1 protein-coding gene is annotated in these 1,618 nt (G+C 34.9%); it reads right to left on the bottom strand.

The features are described 5' to 3' along the window. Window positions 1–93: 93 nt before the first annotated feature. The gene (malQ, locus tag ACZQCL_RS09360; protein WP_482483006.1) at window positions 94–1,563 is read right to left on the bottom strand and encodes a 4-alpha-glucanotransferase; all 1,470 of its coding nucleotides are present in this window, start codon (window positions 1,561–1,563) and stop codon (window positions 94–96) included. Window positions 1,564–1,618 lie beyond the last annotated feature (55 nt).

Below are 1,618 nucleotides of genomic sequence, written 5' to 3'. Positions count from 1 at the left end.
ATAAACGAACATAAAATCGTTATTAACTTTTTCATTGTTTCCACCTCCATCTTATTTTAACAATACACAAGAAAAGGAGCAAGTACATGCCCCTTAGCGATTCGATTTTTCAATCCATTCTTTTGTCTTCATTACCTTATCTGGAAATGTCTTAAAATCTTTTAACTTCCAAGTCCAATTTTTGTTTGATACTGTTCCTGGTGTATTGATTCTAGCCTCTTCTTTATATCCACAAATATCCCAAATAGGAAGAATTACTGTATCTGCATTACTATCTAACGCAAACTGACACAACATTTCATTAAAGGCACGGCTTGAATAGCCTTGGTTTTTAAAGAAACGACGCAAACTAATACGCTTATTTGAATCATACGTATGATAATCCTCATTGCATGTCGCATTATCATGTGTTCCTGTATATAATACAGAGTTTTTCTTTGCCTTTTTCTTTAATTGTTTAGCTTCCATTCTAAACAATAAAACATCCATTCCTGGAATTCCATAATCTTCCTCAAGTTCAATAACCTCAGGACGAATCAAACCTAAATCTTCTGCCACTAAGACAATATCTGGGCATGCCTTTAAAATCGCATCCATCAATTTATGAGCCGGACCCAAAATCCATTTTCCCTCAATGGCAGTAGGACAAGATTCTGGAATCTTCCAATATGTATCAAACGCTCTGAAATGATCGATTCTCACCATGTCGTAACAACGATTCATCCAACTCATACGATTACACCAGAAAAGATATCCATTTTTTTCCTGCACATCAAAATCATAAATTGGCATTCCCCAACTTTGTCCAGTTTCACTAAAATAATCTGGTGGACAACCCGCAATATATTCTGGTTTTCCTTCTTCATCCAATAAGAAAGCTTTACGGTTGCACCATACATCCGCACTATCTAAATCTACATAGAATGGCATATCTCCCATGATTTTAAGATTTCTTGCGTGCGCATACATTTGAATTTCATCCAATTGTTTATAAAAAACAAACTGTAAAAATTCAATATAAAAAATCTCATCTTTATAATCATCCAAATCAATATCACGATTTTCTGGCCAATTCTTATATTCATCTTCCCACTCAAACCATGGAGCCCCATTATAAAAACTCTTAAATAAAGAGTAGGCAGACCAATCCTCTAGCCAAAATGCATCACGCTTAAATGCTTCAAAATCTTCTTTAAATGAATCAAATTCCTTTTTAAAAACTTTAAAGGCCTTTTGAAAATAAGATTCCTTGAATTCACGAATCTTGTCATATTCAACAAAGTCTTTAAACTTATTACAATTCACAATTGAGCTTTGCGTCAACAACCCCATTTCACACAAACGATCCAAGTTAATATAGATAGGATCCCCCGCAAAACTAGAATATGTCTGATATGGAGAATGGGTGGGGCCTGTCATCTGCAAAGGTAAGATTTGCCATATGGTATACCCTGCATCCGCAATAATATCTATCATTCGAATTGTTTTTTGCCCTAAATCACCAATCCCTTGATTTGCAGGGATAGAGAAAACAGGACATAAGATTCCTGCACTTCTATTCATTTTATCACCGTTTTGTAATCCCCTTCAATGCTTTCTACACACACTTTTCCACCAT

Source organism: Holdemanella sp. (assembly GCF_056804935.1).
The sequence above is the reverse complement of the archived record's forward strand: the minus strand, read 5'-3'. Positions and strand labels throughout refer to the sequence as shown.

What these genes read in the sequence shown, in the direction of transcription:
- malQ (WP_482483006.1), bottom strand. Translation starts at nt 1,563, where the DNA reads ATGAATAGAAGTGCAGGAATCTTATGTCCTGTTTTCTCTATCCCTGCA.